We start from the raw sequence: 18,887 nt of genomic DNA on the forward strand, positions 1-18,887 counted from the left end.
CCCTGAGCCCCCTACGAAAGCGCTAAGCGGTTGATTTGAGTAGGCTCCCGGATTGCTGTTAAATACCGGCCGTGCTTTTTGCGCACGGCTGCCGGCCTTCTTTCAGGCCACCTTCATCATTCCGGACCGAATCACCCGACCGGCAGCCTCTCGTCAAGTTACCCGCTCAAGGTGAATCAACAAGATGCTAAGAATCGTCCATCTGCTGACGGGCGCCCTCGCCCTGGCGCTATCCTTCGCCCCCTCGTTGCGCGCCGACGCCATCCCCTACCTGCAGAACGCCGACGCCGTGTATCTGGCCCTGCTCGGCCTGACCGCACTGCTGCTGACCCCAGCCGGCAACCGCCCGCAACAGCTGCAGAGCCTGGTTTCGGCCCTGCTCGTACTGGCCGTGGTGCTGCAGGTGCTGATCCTGCTGGCGCCGCTGCCCGCCATCGGCGAACAGCCGGCGATCATCCTGCCGCTGCTGGTACTGGCCGTCGCCGCCATCCTGCAACTGCTTGGCACGCTGAACAAACCGGCCGCCCAATCCTTCACCAGCGCCGCGCCGATCAGCGACGAGAACCGCGAAACCGGGACGGTGAAGTGGTTCAACACGTCCAAGGGCTTCGGCTTCATCTCCCGCGACACCGGCGAAGACATCTTCGTGCACTTCCGCGCCATCCGCGGCGAAGGCCACCGCATCCTGATCGAAGGCCAGCGCGTGGAGTTCTCGGTGGTGCAGCGCGACAAGGGCCTGCAGGCCGAGGACGTGATCGCCGCCCTGCCCGGCCGGCGCTGACGCCCTCCCGAAACGAAAAAGCCCGCCAGATGGCGGGCTTTTTACTGGGCGGGATCTCCCCACATCAATAGTGCGGAGGCGGCGCCTCGTCTTCGGCGACGCCCACCTGCCCCTGCAGGTCCTCCAGACGCTTGAGCAGCGCGTGCATCTGCAGGCGCAGGCGCTCGATCACGCGCTCCTGCTCGTAGACCACGTCGCTCAGGGTCTGCAAGGTGTCGTCCTGGAATGCCAGGCGGCTCTCCAGGTCGGCGATTCGCTCTTCGACGCTCATCGACATCACTCCTGCTCGAAACGGAAACCATCGCCCAGCGCCATGCGCAGCTTCTCGCGCAGCGCATGCAACTCGGCGTCCTCGTAGGCGCGCGCCGGGTGGCGCCCCCACACCGGCGCGGGCCAGGCGACATCGTCGCGGCGGCGCACGATGACGTGAACGTGCAGCTGGCTGACCACGTTGCCAAGATTGGCGACATTCATCTTGTCGGCGTTGAAGGTGTCCTTGAGCACCTCCGCCAGGTGCGTGGCCTCACGCCACAGCTCCTGCTGCTCGTCCGGCGCCAGCTGGAAGACTTCGCTGACATCGGCGCGCCGCGGCACCAGGATGAACCAGGGGTACTGCGCATCGTTCATCAGCAGCAGCCGGCTCAGGGCGAAGTCGCCCAGGGCGATGGTGTCCTGCTGCAGACGGGAATCCAAGACGAACATCGTCACTTCTCCAGTTCGACCAGTATCAAGAAGGAAAGCTTAGCCCCCACGCGGGAGCGAAGGGCGCGCAGCATACTAGAGGCAAGCCGGGGGAGACACTCGCCAGCGACGGAAGCTGCGCGATACCCTTGCACCACCTTCGTGCAAGGCTCCAAATCAGGGCATTTTCCGACAACAGGCCAAGGCACGATCCTGTCGGATTATCCGAAGAAATCGTACAGAAAGCGCACCCTTCTCGAGCGAACCCGCTACATCCCAGGGCCCGCGCCATGCAGCGGCGGCGCACAAATCTGCACGCAACATCTTGAAATCTGCGCGCCGACGGCATACACCGTGCAACAACCGTGGCGACCGGAACACCCGGCAACGACCGGCAGGCTTTTGTGCACGGATGTTGCTAGGAGGTCCTCACCTCGACTCAACAAGGAAGTCGCAGCGAAACTTGAACAAAAAACAACCAGCAAGTTAGCGACGACACCCTGGGGGAAATAAGAACAATCGAAAGACAGTCCGGTGTTGCATTTCAGGTTTCTCAAACTGAGACCTTTCCGGAAGCGACACCAGGCATACATGTTTGCGACAGTGCCATAAAGAAAACGTCTGAAGTTTCAGGCAACTATCGCCAAGACATACCGCGTGCTATAAGTTAGCGCCGACAAAAAGAACGAGCCGTCACCGCGGCACAGAGTGATGGCAGATAACTTCAAAACCAAAGGAGCAATCACGATGAAAGTGATGAAGTGGAGCGCCATTGCCCTGGCGATTTCTGCAGCCACGTCCCAACTGGCCATGGCCGACGCCTTCGTCAGCGACCAAGCGGAAGCCAAGGGTTTCCTGGAAGACAGCCATCTGACCATCACCAACAAGATGGCCTACTACAACAAGATGGTTGGTGGCGACGGTCACAACCAGGCAGCGAACAATGCTCGCGATCCGCGCGACCTGACCTGGGCCATTCTCGGCAACTACGAATCCGGCTTCACCCAGGGCACCGTTGGTTTCGGTGTTGACGCCTTCGGCTACCTGTCGCTGAAACTCGACGGCGGCGATGGCCACCCGGGCAGCGGCTACACCCAGGTGAACAGCAAGGGTGAGATGCAGGACGACTACGGCAAGGCTGGCGGCGCGGTCAAGGTCCGCATCTCCAAGACCGAGCTGAAGTGGGGCGACATGCAGCCCACCGCTCCGGTATTCGCAGCAGGCGGCACCCGCCTGATCCCGCAGGTTGCCAGCGGCTTCCAGATCCAGAGCAGCGAAATCGCCGGCCTGGACCTCGAAGGCGGCCACTTCACCAGCGGCACCAGCCCGAACACCACCAACCGCGACGACGGCATCTTCACTACCTACACCGGTATCGAAGCCAACTCGGCCGACTTCGTTGGTGGCAAGTACGCCATCACCGACAACGCCAGCGTTTCGCTGTACGGCGGCGAACTGGAAGACATCTGGCGCCAGTACTACTTCAACGGCAACTACACCCTGCCGATCGCCGACAACCAGTCGCTGGGCTTCGACTTCAACATCTACCGCACCAACGACGAAGGTTCGGCCAAGGCTGGCGACATCAACACCACCGCCTGGTCGCTGGCAGCCGCTTACACCCTCAGCGCGCACACCTTCACCCTGGCCTACCAGAAGATCCACGGCGACACGCCGTTCGACTACGCCCAGTTCGGCAGCGCCGGCGCCGGCAGTGGCGACTCGATCTTCCTGGCGAACTCGGTCCAGTACTCCGACTTCAACGCCCCGGGCGAAAAATCCTGGCAGGCTCGCTACGACCTGAACATGGCTGAGTACGGCGTTCCCGGCCTGACCTTCATGACCCGTTACATCCACGGCGATGGCATCGACAACGTCGACCCCACCACCGAGTACGGCAACTACAACAACGGCGACAGTGAGCACGAAACCGATATCGAAGCCAAGTACGTACTGCAGGACGGCCCCGCCAAGGACCTGTCCTTCCGTATCCGTCAGGCCTTCCACTACGGTGACGACTCCACTGGCGGCCGCCAGAACGAGTTCCGCCTGATCGCCGAGTACCCGCTGTCGATCATGTAATCGACTCGCGAGTTCAAGCGATATCAAGAAGCCCGGCAATTGCCGGGCTTCTTCTTTTGCAAGTTCCACTACCTGCAACGCGCACTTAACACTTTCGATACAACGGGCGAATATCTCGAATAGTGCCAGCGCTACAGCAGAAAAGTTCGAGCCGGGCAACTTTCTCGCGAAATCCGCGATTCGACCGCGACACCCGACACTTGCGCCCGAGATTGCCGCGCCCGCCGCAGGTCGAGCGGCAGCGCCCTGTACGCGACCAGGCACGCACCGTACAATGCCCGCCTACCTCCGTCTCGCAATCGAATAACGGCCGAACATGCGTACCAGTCAGTACCTGCTGTCCACCCTCAAAGAAACTCCCGCCGACGCCGTGGTCATCAGCCACCAGCTGCTGCTGCGCGCGGGCATGATCCGCAAGCTGGCCTCGGGTCTGTACACCTGGCTGCCGATGGGCCTGCGGGTACTGCGCAAGGCCGAGACCATCGTCCGCGAGGAAATGAACGCCGCCGGCGCCCTGGAAGTGCTGATGCCGGCCGTGCAACCCGCCGAACTGTGGCAGGAATCCGGCCGCTGGCAGCAGTACGGTCCCGAGCTGCTGCGCCTGAAGGACCGCCACGATCGCGAGTTCTGCGTCGGCCCGACCCACGAAGAAGTGATCACCGACCTCGCGCGCAACGAGCTGTCCAGCTACAAGCAGCTGCCGATCAACTTCTACCAGATCCAGACCAAGTTCCGTGACGAGATCCGTCCGCGCTTCGGCCTGATGCGCGGTCGCGAGTTCATCATGAAGGACGCCTACTCCTTCCACATGACCCAGGACTCGCTGCAGCAGACCTACGACGGCATGTACGCCGCCTATTGCAAGGTCTTCACCCGCCTGGGCCTGGACTTCCGCCCCGTGCAGGCCGACAACGGCTCGATCGGTGGCAGCGGCTCCCACGAATTCCACGTGCTGGCCAACTCCGGCGAAGACGACATCGTCTTCAGCGACAGCTCCGACTACGCCGCCAACATCGAGAAGGCCGAAGCCCTGCCGCGGGAAACCGTGCGTGGCGCGGCCAGCGAGGAACTGCGCCTGGTCGATACCCCGGCGACCAAGACCATCGCCGACCTGGTGGAAAAATTCGGCCTGGCCATCGAGAAGACCATCAAGACCCTGGTGGTGCATGGCGCCGAGGAAGGCAAGCTGGTCGCCCTGGTCATCCGTGGCGACCACGAGCTGAACGAAATCAAGGCCGCCAACCTGCCGCAGGTCGCAAGCCCCCTGCAGATGGCCAGCGAAGCCGCGATCAAGGCCGCCATCGGCGCCGCGCCCGGCTCCCTCGGCCCGCTGAACCTGCCGCTGCCGTGCATCGTCGACCGTTCCGTGGCCCTGATGAGCGATTTCGCCATCGGCGCCAACGTCGACGACAAGCACTACTTCGGCGTGAACTGGGAGCGCGACCTGCCGCTGCCGGAAGTCGCCGACCTGCGCAACGTCGTCGCCGGCGACCCCAGCCCGGACGGCAAGGGCACCCTGGTGATCCGTCGCGGCATCGAAGTCGGGCACATCTTCCAGCTCGGCACCAAGTACAGCGAGGCGATGAAGCTCAACGTCCTCAGCGAGCAGGGCAAGCCCGTCACCCTGATCATGGGCTGCTACGGTATCGGCGTGTCCCGCGTGGTCGCCGCCGCCATCGAGCAGAACAACGACGCCCGCGGCATTCTCTGGCCGGACGCCCTGGCGCCCTTCCAGATCGCCCTGGTGCCGCTGAAGTACGAGACCGAGAGCGTGCGCGAGGCGACCGACAAGCTCTACGCCGAGCTGACCGCCGCCGGTTACGAAGTGCTGCTGGACGACCGCGACAAGAAGACCAGCCCCGGGGTGAAGTTCGCCGACATGGAACTGATCGGCATCCCGCACCGCATCGTGGTCAGCGACCGCGGCCTGGGTGAAGGCACCCTGGAATACAAGGGCCGTCGCGACAGCGAATCGCAGAACATCGCGGTGACCGGTGTCATGGACTTCCTCAAGGCGAAGATCGGCAACTGAGCACGACGATGTCCCCGCGAAGCACCACCCGCCTCAAGGCTGCCGCCCTGTGCGGCAGCCTTGTACTGAGCGGCTGCGCCAACCACATGTCGCAGCGCAGCGAGCACGAGGAACGCGTCGAGCGCAAGCTGCTCGACCACAGCCTGCAGATCGACGTCGGCGAGCCCGGCGTCCTGCAGCTGCCGCAGCGTCGCGTGCGCATCCAGGAACAGAAGACCTTCGAGGTCACCACCTTCGAGGTGAGCCGTCGCTACGACCGCTACACGCCCTACCAGGCATGGCGCGAGCTGTACGAAGTGCCGCTGGGCGCGGTGACCTTCGTCGCCGGCGTAGGCGCCAACGTGGTCAATGTGTTCGCCCTGGGCAACCTGCCGGAAAGCGTCACCCACGGCTGGATCAGCTACGGCATCGACGGCATGAACCCGTTCATGAACGTGCAATCCAACGGTCGCGCCGAGCAGAACCTGGCCGGTATCGACGAGCAGCAGCGCAACAAGCACACCGAGTACTCCAGCCTGCCCTGGGCCGAACGTCCGGTGCAGGTCAGCGTCGGCAAGGAAACCCAGGAGCTGCTGACCGACCGCCACGGCATCCTGCGCCTGAATCTGCTGGACAGCCCCTTCAGCGACAATGCCGTGTACAGCAGCGGACGCCTGCAGCTGAGCGTGCGCGACCCGCAGGACAGCGCCCATGGCGAAGCCGCCCTGCTGGTCAGCCCGACGCTGCGCGGCAAGCTGCACGAAGCCCATGGGCTGATCTACGACGACCTGGAAGGCGAAGACGTGCAGCACTGGGTGCACCGGGTCAAGCGCCTCTCCGACCTGGGCCTGGAAGAAGAAGCCAGCGAGCTGGAACAGAGCCTGATCGAGCTGACCCGCAACGATCCGGAACTGCAGAAGGACTTCCTGCACCGCCTGCTGACCGACGCCGGTCGCCTAGCCGCCGACCCCGGCGCCAGCAACTGAACCCATCGGCGCGCCCCGCGCGCCGACGGTGCCCGGCTCAGCGCCGGACGATGAACCCGGTGATGCCCTGGGCGGGCATGTCCTGTAGCTCCACCGACGTCACCTCGGCCTCCTTCGGCCCCTCGCGCAGCCACTCGCGCAGCTCGTTGACGGCGACCTCGTCCCCCTCGGCCAACACCTCGACCCGGCCGTCGTCCAGGTTGCGCACCCAGCCATCGATGCCCAGGCGCTCGGCCTGCTCCTGGGTGCTCTGGCGGTAGTACACCCCCTGCACCCGGCCACTGACGAACCCGTGCACGCAGATTCTCGCCATCAGCGCTTCTCCTCCTGCAATGCCTGCAAGCGTGCCTTCACGCCGCTGGCGGTCTGCTCGCCGAGCAGGCTATCGCGCACCTGGCCCCTGGCATCGACGATATAGGTGACCGGCAAGGCTTCGCTGCGCGGCAGCTTGAAGCGCTCCGCCGGATCGTCGGCCAGCACGGTGTACTGGATGCCGAGCGCCTCGGCGGCCTTGCTCAACTCGGCGTCACGCAGTCCATCGTAGTTCACTCCCACCACCCGCACGCCCTTGTCCCGGCCCTCTTTGGCCAGCGCATTGAGCTCGGGCACTTCCTTGCGACAGGGAGCGCACCAATCGGCCCAGTAATTGATGACTAGCCACTGGCCATCTAGGCTTGCAGCCGGTACCTTTCTTCCGTACTGATCGACGCCGTAATCCGCCGAGCAGCCAGCCAGGATCAGGCCGGCCAACAGTCCACCGACAAAACGGAGCCGTACTCCCATGCCTTCAGTCCTCGTGTATGCGGGGTGGTCATGATGCTCAGCGCCCTGCGCCTGGAAGTACCGGACATTCTCGAAGAGGACGGCGACGCGGCGAGCAATCTGCCGGCGGGCCTGGCGCAGGCCCGACGCCTGTCGGTACATGAAGGTCTGCAGCATTGCCTGGGGGTCCTGTTCCGCCTGAATCGTTGTGCGCTGACCTTACTGGAAAGGCAGCGCGCGCTGCAAAGCCTCGCCGAAGAATATCGCCACTACACCCGGCTGATCCGCAACGACAAATCCCCGCCGGCGCTCTTTGTGCATTTCTGCGGCGAGCTGGCCGCCGGCTTCAAGCGCCTGCTGCTGCAGATTCTCAACGGCCACAAGCCGTCGCGCCCGCACCTGGCCTGGTGCCTGTACATGGCCGAGCACTTCCTCGCCCAGGCCCTGCTGCGCCACTACCAGCAGTACCAGGAGCCGCCGGGCTCGCTGTGGCGCGACAGCCACCTGCTGTACTGGATCGGCGAGCACCAGGAATGCCTGGACGAACCCATCGCGGCGGCCTTCGAGCCGGCGCCGGCCGGCACCCTGCGCGGCCTCTACCAGCAATCGCTGCTGCTGGCCCTGAGCAACCCCTTCCACCTGGCCGAAGGCGAAGCCCCGTTGCTGTTCGGCGCGCTGGCGCCGCTGGCCGGGCTGGCGCGCTTGCAGCCCTGGGACGACGAGGAACAGGAAGGCTACGTGGTCGACCTGGGCGAGGATCGCCCGTGCCTGGGCTTCGAGCAGAAGCCCGCCGCGCCGGCCGAACAGTTGCGGCGCCTGGAACTGGGCGCGCTGCTGATCGCCCTGCACGACCCGGCGCCGCTGCGCCCGGCACCGGAGGCGCAACTGCTGGAGCAGGTTCGCCCGCACTGGCTCGGCCATCAGCAGCGCCGCCACCTGCGCGCGGAGAAACACGAAAACTGCCAACTGATCGTCGGCCTGACGGCCATCCAGGCGCACCTGCTGGCCAGCGCCGCGGGCAGCTGCGAGGCCCAAGTGGCGGACAGCAGCCCCGGCGGCGCGCGCATTCTCTGCCAGGGCAGCCAGTCTCAGCGCCTGCCGATCGGGCAATTGCTGCTGATTCTCGGCACGCCGGGAACGCCGATTCTGGCGGTGGTGCGCTGGCGCCACCTCAACGGGGAAGGCCTGCACCTGGGCCTGCGTTACCTCAAGGGCCTGCCCAGGCCGGTCTGGTTGCGCCGCACACCTGACGCCCAGCGTCACCCGGCAGTACTGCAAAGCACGCCCGATCCCGGCAACGGCTGGTACCACGGCATCTGGTTGCCCCAGGGGCAGTTCGTCGAAGGCGAGAATCTCTGGTTGCAGCTGGCCAGCTTCGACAACCAGACCATACTGCCGCTGCCCGTGGCCAACTTGCGCACCCCGCTGGTCAGTCGCCACCCGTTGCGGCTGGCCTGATGCCGCCATTTGCGAGCGGCGTCACAGCCAAGATCGGCAGCACGCACGTTCTGCCGCGAACGCGCTTCCTATAATGCCGGCGATCGGCGGAAGTCACGCTTCCGTCGCCCCAGAGCCGGTGCCATGCACGCCGGCCGCCCGCCAACACGGAACCGCCAGATGCAGCCCACGGATCAGCTTGTCAGCCGGGTGCCCGAACACATCGTGGTCAACGCCCGCGCCCGCGACGCCGCCAACGGCGGCCACCTCAGCGACTACAACGTCGCCGCCTGGCTGCAGGTGCCGGGCATGGCCGAGCTGCCGGTAACGCTGCTGGCCAGCTATGGCGATGGTGAAAGGGCTCGCGAGGTGGTGATCGACCACGGCGCGCTGAACGCCAGCGGGCGCATCCTGTTGTCCGGGATAGCCCGCCTGCCACACCGCCACAGGATAGACAACCTGCAGATCAAACTGCGTTCGGCGGTGGGATTGGCGCGCCTGACGGTGGAAGAGCTTTTCGTCCAGGCGGTGGAGCAGATTGCCATTCAGGACGGCCGGATTCACGCCGGCAGCCTGTAAGGCTTAGCCGAGCTGGCGGCAGGCCTGCTCGTCGTGGGATTCGGCGGTGCTTTTGTCCTGCTCGTCGTGAGCCCCCTGGACGCTGGGCAGCAGCGACTCGGGCCAGCTGCTGAACTGCAGACCGGTGATTCTATTCAGCCGCTCCAGGGCGCTTTGCGGGTCGCGCTGGTGCAGGTGTACAACTTTGTTCTGGTCTTTGTTCATGAAGGGTGGGGCCTTTTAGGAACTTCCGGGGAACATCACTGTCCTGACCCAGCTATAGCCAGAAGCGTGCCAATCGTTCCGGCCCCACGATTTCTCGGCTTTTCGTCCCCGCCCCGGCGGCACTGACTATCTGTTGCGCCGCAAACTGACCATTTACGTCACCTGAATTGTGACGGACTCAACCATTCGGCGAGGCTGGCGCCGAACAGGCTCTCGCGCTCGGCCTGGTAATGCTGCAGCGCCTCGCGCAGCTCCGGGTACCAGGCCTCGTCGAGGCTGGCCGGCAGGCTCTCCAGGCAGGGCAGCGGCCACGGGCTGCGGTTGAGCAGGCGGTGCAGGCTGTAGCTGCCCAGGTCGCGGCACAGCACCCAGGCCTCGTCGCTGCTGCCGGAACGGCACACCAGCTGTTCGCGCTCGAGGAACGCCAGCAGCTCCTCCCACTCGTCCTCGGGCAGCATCCAGCCGGCGGCGTGCAGGTGCGCCAGGCGGGTCGGCTCGCCCATCCGCTGGCGCTCGTAGAACACCCGCAGCACGCCCAGCAGCACCAGCAGGCGCGGCAGGGCCTTGCGCCGCCACAGGCGGGTCGAGGACAGGTTGCAGACCAGCTCCGCGCCGAACAGCACGATCAGCCAGGACAGGTAGATCCACAGCAGGAACAGCGGCACGGTGGCGAAGGCGCCATAGATCAGCTTGTAGCCGGGGAACAGGCCCACGTAGAGACCGAACAGGGCCTTCGCGGCCTCGAACAGCGCGGCGGCGAAGGCGCCGCCGGCCAGGGCGTGCAGCGGCGGCACGCGGGCGTTGGGCACCGCGGCGTAGATCAGGGTGAAGGCCGCCACGCTGAACAGCAGCGGCATGAACTTCAGCAGGGTGCCGGCGCCTGGCAGCGCGTGCGGGCCGGAGAGCAGCGACAGCGAGGTGACGTAGGTGGACACCGCGAAGCCGGCGCCCAGCAGCAGCGGGCCAAGGCTGAGGATCGCCCAGTACAGCAGGAAGCGCGTCACCCCGCGACGCGGCTTGCGCACCCGCCAGATCTGGTTGAACACCCGCTCGATGGTCACCAGCATGCTGAACGCGGTCACCGCCAGGAAAGCCACGCCGAGCCAGGTCAGGTGGCGCGCCTGGACGGTGAAGTTGCGCAGGTAGGCCTCCACCGCTTCGCCGGTGGAGGGGACGAAGTTGTGGAAGATGAATAGCTGGATGCGCTCGCCCATGCCTTCGAACGCCGGGATGGCCGAGACGATGGCGAAGGTCACGGTCATCATCGGCACCACGGCGAACAGCGTGGTGTAGGTCAGGGCCGCGGCGTGGCTGCTGACGCGGTCGAGGCGAAAACGCTGGAGGAGATAACGCCAGAACTCGATCAGTTCCTGTAGGCGCGGCTGCATGCTGTGTCCTTGAGAAATCACCGTGCCGCCGGCCCGGCCGAACGCGGACGGTTCAGCCAATCCTCGGGAGGCGGTTAGAATAGCCGCCACTTTAACGGCCCAGCGAGTCCATGGATATGAGCCAACTGACACTTTTCCATAACCCGCGCTGCTCCAAGTCCCGCGGCGCCCTCGAACTGCTGGAGGCGCGCGGCCTCGCCCCGACCGTGGTGCGCTACCTGGAGACGCCGCCGAGCGCCGCCGAACTGCAGGCCCTGCTCGGCAAGCTGGGCATCGGCGCGCGCCAACTGCTGCGCACCGGCGAAGACGAATACAAGGCCCTCGGCCTGGACGATGCGCAGCTCAGCGACGCCCAGTTGATCGACGCCATGGTCGCCCACCCGAAACTGATCGAGCGCCCGATCCTGGTGGTCGGCGACAAGGCGGTGATCGGCCGTCCGCCGGAGAAGATGCTGGAGATCCTGCCTTGAGCGCGCCCTACATCCTGGTGCTCTACTACAGCCGCCACGGCGCCACCGCCGAGATGGCCCGGCAGATCGCCCGCGGCGTCGAGCAGGGCGGCCTGGAGGCGCGCCTGCGCACGGTGCCGGCGGTGTCCACGGAATGCGAGGCTGTGGCCCCGGAGCTGCCCGAGGAAGGCGCGCTCTACGCCAGCCTCGACGACCTCAAGGACTGCGCCGGCCTCGCGCTGGGCAGCCCGACGCGCTTCGGCAACATGGCCGCGGCGCTGAAATACTTCCTCGACGGCACCAGCAGCCTGTGGCTGACCGGCGCCCTGGTCGGCAAGCCGGCGGCGGTGTTCACCTCCACAGCCAGCCTGCACGGCGGCCAGGAAACCACCCAATTGTCCATGCTGCTGCCGCTGCTGCACCACGGCATGCTGGTGACGGGCATCCCCTACAGCGAGCCGGCCCTGCTGGAAACCCGTGGCGGCGGCACGCCCTACGGCGCCAGCCACTTCGCCGGCGCCGACGGCAAACGCCCCCTCGACGAACACGAGATCACCCTCTGCCGCGCGCTGGGCAAGCGCCTGGCGCAAGTGACCGCAAAACTGGAGCGCTGAATGGCCCGCAAGAAGAAACCCCTGCCCTCCCTGGAGCACCTGCGCCCGCGCCTGGCGGCCAGCCGCGCGGTGAGCCTGGGCAGCCTGCTGGGGCTGGTCGTGCTGATCCTCGTCTGGGGCCTGCTGTTCACCGACGCCCATGGCGCGCCGAGCTGGGTGCCGAAGGCGTGGACCGCGCTCAAGCTGCTGCCGTTGCTGCTCATCGCACCGGGCATGCTGATCGGCAGCGCCCGCGGTCATGCCTGGGCCTGCTACGTGGTGAACCTGTATTTCATCACCGGTGTGCTGAACACCTTCGAACCGGGCCAGCGCATCTACGGCTGGGCCGAAGTGCTGCTCAGCGTCAGCCTGTTCTGCGCGGCGCTGCTCTATACGCGCTGGCGTTTCCAGTACGAGCGCAAGCTGGCCGGCGAAGACTGAGTTCGAGAGTCAAGCGAAAGGCGCTGGGCTCCCGCGAACGCGGGGATCCAGCGCCCTGGCCTCACGCTGACGCCATGATCGAGCGAAGCTTCGTAGGGCGAATAACGCGAAGCGTTATCCGCCGACCGAGCGACTCACTTGGCAGCAGAATGGCCATGGCGCTCCGGGCGACGGTGGATAACCGTGAGCGGTTATTCGCCCTACCCCGCCTGTAGCCCCCCCCCGAAGGGTTCTACCAGCCCAGGGTTTCCTTGAGGAAGGGGATGGTCAGCTTGCGCTGCGCCTGCAGCGAGGCCTTGTCCAGCTCGTCCAGCAGGTCGAAGAGGTATTCCATGCTGCGCGCGCCGCGGGTGAGGATGAAGCGCCCCACCTCGTCGGTCAGGTGCAGGCCGCGACGCGAGGCGCGCAGTTGCAGGGCGCGAAGTTTTTCCTCGTCGCTCAGCGGATGCAGCTGGAAGATCAGCGACAGGGTCAGGCGCGACTTCAGGTCGGGCAGCTTGACCGGCAGCTCGCGCGGCGGCATCGAGGCCGCCAGCAGCAGGCGGCGACCGGAATCGCGCAGGCGGTTGAACAGGTGGAACAGCGCCTCTTCCCACTCGGGAAGGCCGGCCAGCGCCTCGATGTCGTCGAGGCAGACCAGTTCCAGTTGCTCCAGGTCGTCGAAGATCGCCGGGCCGTATTGCACCAGCTCGGCCATCGGCAGGTACACCGAGGTTTCGCCGTACTGCTCGAAGCGCAGGCAAGCCGCCTGCAGCAGGTGGCTGCGCCCCACGCCTTCGACGCCCCACAGGTAGATCAGGCTTTCCGTCCAGCCGGCGTCGCAGTCGCAAAGTCGCTCGACGTATCCCAGGGCGGCTGCGTTGGCGCCGGGATAGAAGTTGGCGAAGGTGGCATCGTCGCGCAGGCGGATGCCCAGGGGGAGCTGCATTGGTTGTTTCATGCCGGGCGGGGCTTTTCTTCGAAAACGCTTACAGTGAAGCCGTACGGATCAAAAGTGTAACCAAATCATCATTTTGGCGCACCCGAAAAGACGCCGGAGGCGCAGCATACTGCGAATCCGGCGTCAGGCCCACCATCATTGCCAACGGAAGCGCAGCACGTTGCTCGGCGCCGCGGCTTGCGCCGGGGCCGGCTGGCCGCTGGCGTCGACCGGCTGGGCGGCGGCTTCCACCGGCACCTCCTGCAGGCGCGCCAGGCCCAGTTGGGCGCGCAACTGGTCGGGGCTGGCGTTGAGGCGGTACTGCAGGTTGTCGCCCTGCGCCGAGAGCAGGCGGGCACCCATGGGGTCGAGCAGTTTCTGCAGCTGGGCGTAGCGGTCCAGGTTCGCGCCCTGCACCTGCAGGGTCAGCGCGCTGGAGGCGCCCGGGGCGCCGACGAAACGCGGCGCCAGGCGCTGGCTGACCGCCAGCATCACGGCGTCGGCCAGGGCGTCCGGGGTGTCGCCCTGGGCCTGACCCTGTTCGCGCGAGTCGCCCAGCCACAGGCGCCATTGCGCCTGCCACTTGCCATCGGCTTCCTTGGCGTCGACCGCCAGCAGGCCGTCGGCGGAGTAGCGTTCAGAGGCGGAGCGCAGCGCGTCGGGCTGCGCGGCGGTGATGTTCTGCGCGGTACCGACGCCCTGCTCGGAAAGATCGGCCATCGGCAGCAGCAGCGGCAGGCCGCGACGCTGGGCGGCGCGATTGAGCGGTGCGGCGCTGTCCTGGCTGCCGCCCACCAGGTTGCTGCCAGTGGCGCTTTCGTTCAGCCACCAGGCCAGCAGGCTCGGGCGGTTGGCGCCCCAGACCGGCAGCCCGGCCTGGCGCAGCGCGTTGTCCACCGACACCGGGTCGAAGTCCACTACCAGCGCCAGTGGCGGGCCGTTCTCGTAGCCGTACTGGCTGATCAGTTGCTGCGGGTCCTTGAAGTAGCCGGCCAGGGCGCCGCTCTGGGCCGCCCGGGCGTCGCCGGTGAGGCGCAGCACCAGGGTCTGCAGCGCGCGGCTCAGGCCGGCGCTGCGCTCGTCGGGCTGTTGCGAGGCGACCGGTTCGTGCACCTGATAGAGGTTGTTCAGCGCGGCGGCGAAGGTCGGCAGGCTGAGCAACGACAGGCAGAGGATCAACAGGCGGGCGGTAAGTCGCATGAACGGGCTCTCGACGAACGGAACAAGGAAGGGAACGACACCTGGCAAGCCCTTCCGGAAGGCCTATACCTTAAACAGCCCTCCGGTCAGCGGCAACAGCGCGAGATGGCCGCTGCCGGGCAAGCCTGATAAAATCCCGCGCCTCCCGCGGGGCCGGGGCGCATTTCGCGCATCACGGCCGGCAGACGAATCACTCCTTTCTACAGGCCTGGATTTATGAGCAGCAAGCAACCCTCGTTGAGCTACAAGGACGCCGGTGTGGACATCGACGCCGGCGAAGCACTCGTCGAACGCATCAAAGGCGTCGCCAAGCGCACCGCGCGTCCTGAAGTCATGGGCGGCCTGGGTGGCTTTGGCGCTCTGTGCGAAATCCCGGCCGGCTACAAACAACCCGTGCTGGTCTCCGGCACCGACGGCGTCGGCACCAAGCTGCGCCTGGCGCTGAACCTGAACAAGCACGACAGCATCGGCCAGGACCTGGTCGCCATGTGCGTCAACGACCTGGTGGTCTGCGGCGCCGAGCCGCTGTTCTTCCTCGACTACTACGCCACCGGCAAACTCAATGTCGACGTCGCCGCCACCGTGGTGACCGGCATCGGCGCCGGCTGCGAACTGGCCGGCTGCTCGCTGGTCGGCGGTGAAACCGCCGAGATGCCCGGCATGTACGAAGGCGAGGACTACGACCTGGCCGGCTTCTGCGTCGGCGTAGTGGAAAAGGCCGAGATCATCGACGGCTCGAAAGTGCTCGCCGGCGACGCCCTCATCGCCCTGCCCTCCTCCGGCCCGCACTCCAACGGCTACTCGCTGATCCGCAAGATCATCGAAGTCTCCGGCGCCGACATCGAAACCACCCAGCTCGCCGGCAAGCCCCTGGCCGACCTGCTGATGGCGCCGACGCGCATCTACGTCAAGCCGCTGCTGAAGCTGATCGAGGAAACCGGCGCGGTCAAGGCCATGGCCCATATTACCGGCGGCGGCCTGCTGGACAACATTCCGCGCGTACTGCCGGACAACGCCCAGGCGGTGATCGACGTGGCCAGCTGGCAGCGCCCGGCGGTCTTCGACTGGCTGCAGGAGCAAGGCAACGTCGACGAGCACGAGATGCACCGCGTGCTGAACTGCGGCGTGGGCATGGTCATCTGCGTCGCCCAGGACCAGGTCGACGCCACCCTCGCCTCCCTGCGCGCTTCCGGCGAGCAGCCCTGGGTCATCGGCCGTATCGACGCCTGCGCGGCCGACGCCGAGCGCGTGGTGCTGAACAACCTGAAAGGTCACTGATGTCCCGTCCTTGCAATGTCGTGGTGCTGATTTCCGGCTCCGGCAGCAACCTGCAAGCACTGATCGACAGCCTCGAAGCCGGCGACTCGCCGGCTTCGATCCGCGCGGTGGTATCCAACCGCGCGGAGGCCTACGGCCTGCAACGCGCGGCCGACGCCGGCATCGCCACCGAAGTGCTCGACCACAAGGGCTTCGCCGACCGCGAAGCCTTCGACGCCGAACTGATCCGCCGCATCGACGCCCACGCCCCCGACCTGGTGATGCTGGCCGGTTTCATGCGCATCCTCAGCCCCGGCTTCGTGCGCCACTACCATGGCCGCCTGTTGAACATCCACCCGTCGCTGCTGCCCAAGTACAAGGGCCTGCACACCCACCAGCGCGCGCTGGAGGCCGGCGACGCCGAACACGGCTGCTCGGTGCACTTCGTCACCGAGGAACTTGATGGCGGACCACTGGTCGTACAGGCGGCAATCCCGGTAGAGTCGCAAGACACGCCGGAAACGCTGGCCGCGCGGGTGCACGTGCAGGAACACCTGATCTACCCGCTGGCCATGCGCTGGTTCGCCGAAGGCCGTTTGCGCCTCGGCGAGCAAGGCGCCATGCTGGATGGTCAGGCGTTGCCGGCCACCGGCTACCCGTTCCGAACCTAGGAGATTCGTGATGCGTAGAGTCCTGCTGTTCCTTATGGCCATGCTGACACTGCCGGCGTACGCCGCGTCGTTCCAGCTCAAGCCGTTCGAGGCCAGCTACACCGCGGACTGGAAGCAGATGCCGCTCAGCGGCACCGCCTCCCGCAGCCTCAAGCAAGGCGATGGCGGCAACTGGGAACTCGATTTCCAGGCCTCCATGCTGCTCGCCAGCCTGAAGGAGAGCAGTGCCTTCAAGGTCGAGGGCGACAACTACCTGCCGCAGACCTACCACTGGTCCCGCGAAGGGCTGGGCAAGAACAAGTCCACCGACCTGCAGTTCAACTGGGCGCAGAAGCAAGTCACCGGTAGCGACCGTGGCGACGCGGTGCACCAGGCGCTGAAGACCGGCCAGCTGGACAAGTCCACCTATCAACTGGCCCTGCAACACGACGTCGCCGCCGGCAAGAAGAGCATGAGCTACCAGGTGATCGAGGGTACCGACACCGACACCTACGACTTCCGCGTGCTCGGCGAGGAAAAGGTCGCCACCCGGGCCGGCCAGATCACCGCCATCAAGGTCGAGCGCGTGCGCGACCCGACCAAGAGCAACCGCAAGACCATCCTCTGGTTCGCCAAGGACTGGGACTACCTCCTCGTGCGCCTGTACCAGCAGGAAACCGACGGCAAGGAGTACCAGATCATGCTCAAGGACGGCACCGTCGACGGCAAGCAGGTCAAGGGTTCCTGACCTTCCGCCGCAACGAAAAAAGCCGGGCATCTGCCCGGCTTTTTCGTTTTCGCCCGCCTCACCACATGAGGTCGTCGGGCACCACGTAGTCCTTGTACGGATCGTCCTCGTCCGGCTCGCCGCTGGGCTCGTTGAGCAGCACCACGCGGCGCTCGTCACGCTCCTGGATACGCAGCGCGGCGTCGCGCGGGACTATCTCGTAGCGCCCGTCGTAGCTGACGATGGCCAGGCTGCCGCGGCTGAGCTTGTCGCGCACCAGCGCGTTCACCGAGATGCGCTTGACCTTCTTGGCATCGACGAAGTTGTAGTAGTCGTCGCCCTCCAGCTTGGGCAGGCGGGTGCCTTCGATCAATTGCTTGATCTGGGCGGCCTTGGATTTCTTCTCGGCCTTCTCCTGTTGCTGGCGGTTCAGCTCCTGGTCGCGGGCCTGTTTCTCGGCCTGCGCCTGCAGCGCGGCCTGGCGCTGGCTGTCGTCCTTCTCGACCTGCCCTTTCTGTTCCAGGCGATGTTGTTTCTGTTTCTGCTTACCGGCCTGCTTGGCCTGCTTTTCGTTGACCAGCCCGGCTTTCAGCAGCTGGTCACGCAATGACATGCTCATTAGCTAACGACTCTCCGACAGCCTGCGAATTTACGCAGGACAATTCTGACATGGCGGAAAATTCAGCGGCGGCGCTCGCTGAGGGTATAATCCTCGGGCCTGAGCCGGCGATGCGCAAGTGGCCGGCCGTTTTTCAGCCAATCAGGGCGGACTTGCCATCCCATGATCAAGCTCCTCGTCGTCGCGATTCTCGCTGTCTTCCTCATCGCCATCCTCTACGTACACCTGCGCGGCAAGGTGCGCCTGCCGTTCCTGCGTCAGGTGGTGAACCACTCGGCCTGGTTCGCGCCCTACAACTCGCTGATGTACCTGAACTCCAGCGTACCCTCCAAGCCCTACCTGGACCGTGAGCGCTTCCCCGAACTCGACAAGCTGCGCGACAACTGGCAGATGATCCGCGAGGAAGCCGAGCAACTGTTCGACGAGGGCTACATCCGCGACGCCCTGAACAACAACGAGGCCGGCTTCGGCTCCTTCTTCAAGAAGGGCTGGACCCGCTTCTACCTGACCTGGTACGACGGCCCCCTGCCCTCCGCGCAGCAGCTGTGCCCGAAAACCGTCGAGCTGGTCAGCAGCATCCCCAACGTCAAGGGCGCGATGTTCACCCGCCTGCCGCCCAAGAGCCACCTGAACAAGCACCGCGACCCCTACGCCGGATCGCTGCGCTACCACCTGGGCCTGGCCACGCCGAACTCCGACGACTGCCGCATCTTCGTCGACGGCCAACCCTACGCCTGGCGCGACGGCGAAGACGTGATGTTCGACGAGACCTTCGTGCACTGGGTGAAGAACGAGACCGACGAGTCGCGCCTGATTCTCTTCTGCGACATCGAGCGCCCGCTCAAGTCGCCGCTGCTGACTCGCGTCAACCGCCGCGTCAGCGCCTTCCTCGGGCGCGCCACCGCGCCGCAGAACGTCGAGGGCGAACGCGTCGGCGGGATCAACCAGGCCTACTCGGTGCTGATCCGCCTGGGCAACGCCGTGGGCGCCCAGGTGAAGAAGTTCAAGCGCCGCTATCCCAAGGCCTACCGCATCGGCCGGCCGATCCTGGCGGTGGCGCTGCTGGTGCTGTTGCTGCGCTGGATGTTCACGTAAGGCGGCTAACGCCTACGACGTTAGCC

General features: G+C 65.8%; 22 protein-coding genes and 1 pseudogene. 14 read left to right on the forward strand and 9 right to left on the reverse strand.

All coding sequences use genetic code 11. The features are described 5' to 3' along the window. Window positions 1-184: 184 nt before the first annotated feature. Window positions 185-442 (forward strand): annotated as a pseudogene (locus tag P3W75_RS31820) (cold shock domain-containing protein membrane protein); the annotation flags it as partial. A gap of 108 nt (window positions 443-550) precedes the next feature. Continuing rightward, window positions 551-781 (forward strand): cold-shock protein, encoded by a 231-nt coding sequence (locus tag P3W75_RS09135; protein WP_134163507.1) that lies wholly within the window; start codon window positions 551-553, stop codon window positions 779-781. Between the two features lie 64 nt (window positions 782-845). Here P3W75_RS09135 and P3W75_RS09140 read toward each other — a convergent pair whose 3' ends face one another. Together P3W75_RS09140 and P3W75_RS09145 are read right to left on the reverse strand one after the other, a co-directional pair. Continuing rightward, entirely contained in the window at window positions 846-1,052 is a 207-nt protein-coding gene (locus P3W75_RS09140; protein ID WP_276227054.1) for a SlyX family protein, read from the reverse strand. A 5-nt stretch (window positions 1,053-1,057) separates the two neighbouring features. Continuing rightward, complete coding sequence (locus P3W75_RS09145) at window positions 1,058-1,483, reverse strand: HIT family protein (protein WP_276227055.1); 426 nt, start codon at window positions 1,481-1,483, stop codon at window positions 1,058-1,060. A 726-nt stretch (window positions 1,484-2,209) separates the two neighbouring features. On the opposite strand from P3W75_RS09145, the gene P3W75_RS09150 reads away from it, so the two are divergent. From P3W75_RS09150 to P3W75_RS09160, 3 genes are all read left to right on the forward strand, one after another. Further along, the gene (locus tag P3W75_RS09150; RefSeq protein ID WP_276227056.1) at window positions 2,210-3,544 is read left to right on the forward strand and encodes an OprD family porin; all 1,335 of its coding nucleotides are present in this window, start codon (window positions 2,210-2,212) and stop codon (window positions 3,542-3,544) included. 316 nt (window positions 3,545-3,860) lie between these two features. Then, window positions 3,861-5,576, forward strand: a complete 1,716-nt coding sequence (locus P3W75_RS09155) for a proline--tRNA ligase (RefSeq protein WP_276227057.1) — start codon at window positions 3,861-3,863, stop codon at window positions 5,574-5,576. A gap of 8 nt (window positions 5,577-5,584) precedes the next feature. Next, a complete protein-coding gene (locus P3W75_RS09160) occupies window positions 5,585-6,541 on the forward strand; it encodes a hypothetical protein (RefSeq protein WP_276227058.1) in 957 nt (318 codons plus the stop codon). A gap of 37 nt (window positions 6,542-6,578) precedes the next feature. Here P3W75_RS09160 and P3W75_RS09165 read toward each other — a convergent pair whose 3' ends face one another. Further along, a complete protein-coding gene (locus tag P3W75_RS09165; protein ID WP_276227059.1) occupies window positions 6,579-6,854 on the reverse strand; it encodes an acylphosphatase in 276 nt (91 codons plus the stop codon). Then, entirely contained in the window at window positions 6,854-7,324 is a 471-nt protein-coding gene (locus P3W75_RS09170) for a TlpA disulfide reductase family protein (RefSeq protein ID WP_276227060.1), read from the reverse strand. Before P3W75_RS09170 ends, P3W75_RS09165 begins: the two co-directional genes overlap by 1 nt. Window positions 7,325-7,354: 30 nt before the next feature. On the opposite strand from P3W75_RS09170, the gene P3W75_RS09175 reads away from it, so the two are divergent. Both P3W75_RS09175 and P3W75_RS09180 read left to right on the forward strand, forming a co-directional pair. Beyond that, window positions 7,355-8,761 (forward strand): PilZ domain-containing protein, encoded by a 1,407-nt coding sequence (locus P3W75_RS09175; protein ID WP_276227061.1) that lies wholly within the window; start codon window positions 7,355-7,357, stop codon window positions 8,759-8,761. Between the two features lie 159 nt (window positions 8,762-8,920). Next, window positions 8,921-9,319: a hypothetical protein gene (locus tag P3W75_RS09180; protein ID WP_276227062.1), complete on the forward strand. Its 399-nt coding sequence runs from the start codon at window positions 8,921-8,923 to the stop codon at window positions 9,317-9,319. A gap of 3 nt (window positions 9,320-9,322) precedes the next feature. On the opposite strand, the gene P3W75_RS31890 is transcribed toward P3W75_RS09180, so the two are convergent. Together P3W75_RS31890 and P3W75_RS09190 are read right to left on the reverse strand one after the other, a co-directional pair. Then, the gene (locus tag P3W75_RS31890; RefSeq protein WP_430765354.1) at window positions 9,323-9,523 is read right to left on the reverse strand and encodes a hypothetical protein; all 201 of its coding nucleotides are present in this window, start codon (window positions 9,521-9,523) and stop codon (window positions 9,323-9,325) included. A 158-nt stretch (window positions 9,524-9,681) separates the two neighbouring features. Next, the gene (locus P3W75_RS09190; RefSeq protein WP_276227063.1) at window positions 9,682-10,911 is read right to left on the reverse strand and encodes a YihY family inner membrane protein; all 1,230 of its coding nucleotides are present in this window, start codon (window positions 10,909-10,911) and stop codon (window positions 9,682-9,684) included. A 116-nt stretch (window positions 10,912-11,027) separates the two neighbouring features. Here P3W75_RS09190 and arsC point away from each other — a divergent pair, with 116 nt between their 5' ends. From arsC to P3W75_RS09205, 3 genes are read left to right on the forward strand one after another with little or no spacing between them, the layout of a single operon-like run. Continuing rightward, window positions 11,028-11,381: an arsenate reductase (glutaredoxin) gene (gene arsC, locus P3W75_RS09195; RefSeq protein WP_276227064.1), complete on the forward strand. Its 354-nt coding sequence runs from the start codon at window positions 11,028-11,030 to the stop codon at window positions 11,379-11,381. After that, window positions 11,378-11,974 (forward strand): NAD(P)H:quinone oxidoreductase, encoded by a 597-nt coding sequence (wrbA, locus tag P3W75_RS09200; protein WP_276227065.1) that lies wholly within the window; start codon window positions 11,378-11,380, stop codon window positions 11,972-11,974. The genes arsC and wrbA overlap by 4 nt, the downstream gene beginning before the upstream one ends. Then, entirely contained in the window at window positions 11,975-12,394 is a 420-nt protein-coding gene (locus tag P3W75_RS09205) for a DUF2069 domain-containing protein (RefSeq protein ID WP_276227066.1), read from the forward strand. It abuts the gene before it with no gap. A 232-nt stretch (window positions 12,395-12,626) separates the two neighbouring features. Here the strand turns inward: P3W75_RS09205 and hda are convergent, their stop codons facing one another. Continuing rightward, window positions 12,627-13,334 carry a DnaA regulatory inactivator Hda gene (gene hda / locus P3W75_RS09210; RefSeq protein ID WP_276227067.1) on the reverse strand — a complete coding sequence of 236 codons (708 nt, stop codon included), beginning with the start codon at window positions 13,332-13,334 and terminating at the stop codon, window positions 12,627-12,629. A 135-nt stretch (window positions 13,335-13,469) separates the two neighbouring features. Beyond that, window positions 13,470-14,513, reverse strand: coding sequence for a DUF2066 domain-containing protein (locus P3W75_RS09215; protein WP_276227068.1), 1,044 nt, complete (start codon window positions 14,511-14,513; stop codon window positions 13,470-13,472). Window positions 14,514-14,729: 216 nt separating this feature from the next. Between P3W75_RS09215 and purM the strand changes: the two genes are divergently transcribed. From purM to P3W75_RS09230, 3 genes are read left to right on the forward strand one after another with little or no spacing between them, the layout of a single operon-like run. Then, a complete protein-coding gene (purM, locus tag P3W75_RS09220) occupies window positions 14,730-15,791 on the forward strand; it encodes a phosphoribosylformylglycinamidine cyclo-ligase (RefSeq protein ID WP_276227069.1) in 1,062 nt (353 codons plus the stop codon). Then, on the forward strand, window positions 15,791-16,441 hold the full coding sequence (gene purN / locus P3W75_RS09225) for a phosphoribosylglycinamide formyltransferase (RefSeq protein WP_276227070.1): 651 nt from the start codon (window positions 15,791-15,793) through the stop codon (window positions 16,439-16,441). Before purM ends, purN begins: the two co-directional genes overlap by 1 nt. Window positions 16,442-16,451: 10 nt before the next feature. Beyond that, window positions 16,452-17,168 (forward strand): DUF3108 domain-containing protein, encoded by a 717-nt coding sequence (locus tag P3W75_RS09230; RefSeq protein ID WP_276227071.1) that lies wholly within the window; start codon window positions 16,452-16,454, stop codon window positions 17,166-17,168. 58 nt (window positions 17,169-17,226) lie between these two features. Here P3W75_RS09230 and P3W75_RS09235 read toward each other — a convergent pair whose 3' ends face one another. Further along, window positions 17,227-17,766, reverse strand: coding sequence for a DUF2058 domain-containing protein (locus P3W75_RS09235; protein WP_276227072.1), 540 nt, complete (start codon window positions 17,764-17,766; stop codon window positions 17,227-17,229). Between the two features lie 162 nt (window positions 17,767-17,928). Between P3W75_RS09235 and P3W75_RS09240 the strand changes: the two genes are divergently transcribed. Next, window positions 17,929-18,861, forward strand: coding sequence for an aspartyl/asparaginyl beta-hydroxylase domain-containing protein (locus tag P3W75_RS09240; protein ID WP_276227073.1), 933 nt, complete (start codon window positions 17,929-17,931; stop codon window positions 18,859-18,861). Window positions 18,862-18,887: the final 26 nt, after the last annotated feature.

This window comes from Pseudomonas citronellolis (assembly GCF_029335315.1).
GTDB lineage: Bacteria > Pseudomonadota > Gammaproteobacteria > Pseudomonadales > Pseudomonadaceae > Pseudomonas > Pseudomonas citronellolis_A.

Excerpts from the sequence above, each read along its gene's own strand:
- hda (WP_276227067.1), bottom strand. The coding sequence starts at position 13,334 with ATGAAACAACCAATGCAGCTCCCCCTGGGCATCCGCCTGCGCGACGAT.
- P3W75_RS09180 (WP_276227062.1), top strand. The coding sequence starts at position 8,921 with ATGCAGCCCACGGATCAGCTTGTCAGCCGGGTGCCCGAACACATCGTG.
- P3W75_RS09155 (WP_276227057.1), top strand. The coding sequence starts at position 3,861 with ATGCGTACCAGTCAGTACCTGCTGTCCACCCTCAAAGAAACTCCCGCC.
- P3W75_RS09215 (WP_276227068.1), bottom strand. The coding sequence starts at position 14,513 with ATGCGACTTACCGCCCGCCTGTTGATCCTCTGCCTGTCGTTGCTCAGC.
- P3W75_RS09230 (WP_276227071.1), top strand. The coding sequence starts at position 16,452 with ATGCGTAGAGTCCTGCTGTTCCTTATGGCCATGCTGACACTGCCGGCG.
- arsC (WP_276227064.1), top strand. The coding sequence starts at position 11,028 with ATGAGCCAACTGACACTTTTCCATAACCCGCGCTGCTCCAAGTCCCGC.
- P3W75_RS09150 (WP_276227056.1), top strand. The coding sequence starts at position 2,210 with ATGAAAGTGATGAAGTGGAGCGCCATTGCCCTGGCGATTTCTGCAGCC.
- P3W75_RS31890 (WP_430765354.1), bottom strand. The coding sequence starts at position 9,523 with ATGAACAAAGACCAGAACAAAGTTGTACACCTGCACCAGCGCGACCCG.
- P3W75_RS09140 (WP_276227054.1), bottom strand. The coding sequence starts at position 1,052 with ATGAGCGTCGAAGAGCGAATCGCCGACCTGGAGAGCCGCCTGGCATTC.
- purM (WP_276227069.1), top strand. The coding sequence starts at position 14,730 with ATGAGCAGCAAGCAACCCTCGTTGAGCTACAAGGACGCCGGTGTGGAC.
- P3W75_RS09235 (WP_276227072.1), bottom strand. The coding sequence starts at position 17,766 with ATGAGCATGTCATTGCGTGACCAGCTGCTGAAAGCCGGGCTGGTCAAC.
- P3W75_RS09190 (WP_276227063.1), bottom strand. The coding sequence starts at position 10,911 with ATGCAGCCGCGCCTACAGGAACTGATCGAGTTCTGGCGTTATCTCCTC.
- P3W75_RS09145 (WP_276227055.1), bottom strand. The coding sequence starts at position 1,483 with ATGTTCGTCTTGGATTCCCGTCTGCAGCAGGACACCATCGCCCTGGGC.
- P3W75_RS09160 (WP_276227058.1), top strand. The coding sequence starts at position 5,585 with ATGTCCCCGCGAAGCACCACCCGCCTCAAGGCTGCCGCCCTGTGCGGC.
- P3W75_RS09240 (WP_276227073.1), top strand. The coding sequence starts at position 17,929 with ATGATCAAGCTCCTCGTCGTCGCGATTCTCGCTGTCTTCCTCATCGCC.
- P3W75_RS09175 (WP_276227061.1), top strand. The coding sequence starts at position 7,355 with ATGATGCTCAGCGCCCTGCGCCTGGAAGTACCGGACATTCTCGAAGAG.
- P3W75_RS09165 (WP_276227059.1), bottom strand. The coding sequence starts at position 6,854 with ATGGCGAGAATCTGCGTGCACGGGTTCGTCAGTGGCCGGGTGCAGGGG.
- P3W75_RS09170 (WP_276227060.1), bottom strand. The coding sequence starts at position 7,324 with ATGGGAGTACGGCTCCGTTTTGTCGGTGGACTGTTGGCCGGCCTGATC.
- purN (WP_276227070.1), top strand. The coding sequence starts at position 15,791 with ATGTCCCGTCCTTGCAATGTCGTGGTGCTGATTTCCGGCTCCGGCAGC.
- P3W75_RS09205 (WP_276227066.1), top strand. The coding sequence starts at position 11,975 with ATGGCCCGCAAGAAGAAACCCCTGCCCTCCCTGGAGCACCTGCGCCCG.